Source organism: Neorhizobium phenanthreniclasticum (genome assembly GCF_040066075.1).
Lineage (GTDB): Bacteria > Pseudomonadota > Alphaproteobacteria > Rhizobiales > Rhizobiaceae > Neorhizobium > Neorhizobium petrolearium.
The window spans coordinates 1-711 of the sequence record NZ_JBEAAL010000099.1; the positions used below are offsets into that span (position 1 = coordinate 1).

General features: G+C 62.9%; 1 protein-coding gene. It reads left to right on the top strand.

What is annotated here, in order from left to right; all coding sequences use genetic code 11:
* The coding region (locus tag ABK249_RS34065; protein ID WP_348864937.1) for a GTP-binding protein at positions 1-711 on the top strand (711 nt) is incomplete at both ends.

Sequence of the window (711 nt, forward strand, 5' to 3'; positions counted from 1 at the left end):
TCGACTGCCCCGGCCACGCCGACTATGTTAAGAACATGATCACGGGTGCTGCGCAGATGGACGGCGCGATCCTGGTTGTTTCGGCTGCCGACGGCCCGATGCCGCAGACGCGCGAACACATCCTGCTGGCCCGCCAGGTCGGCGTTCCGGCGATCGTTGTGTTCCTGAACAAGGTCGACCAGGTTGACGACGCCGAGCTTCTCGAGCTGGTCGAGCTGGAAGTTCGCGAACTTCTGTCGTCCTACGACTTCCCGGGCGACGACATCCCGATCATCAAGGGTTCGGCGCTTGCTGCGCTTGAAGACAGCGACAAGAAGATCGGCGAAGATGCGATCCGCGAGCTGATGGCTGCGGTTGACGCATACATCCCGACGCCGGAGCGTCCGATCGACCAGCCGTTCCTGATGCCGATCGAAGACGTGTTCTCGATCTCGGGCCGCGGTACGGTTGTGACGGGCCGCGTCGAGCGTGGCATCATCAAGGTCGGTGAGGAAGTCGAGATCGTCGGCATCCGTCCGACGACGAAGACGACCTGCACGGGCGTCGAGATGTTCCGCAAGCTGCTCGATCAGGGCCAGGCCGGTGACAACATCGGCGCGCTGCTGCGTGGTGTCGACCGCAACGGCGTCGAGCGCGGCCAGATTCTGTGCAAGCCGGGTTCTGTGAAGCCGCACAAGAAGTTCAAGGCGGAAGCCTACATCCTGACGAAGG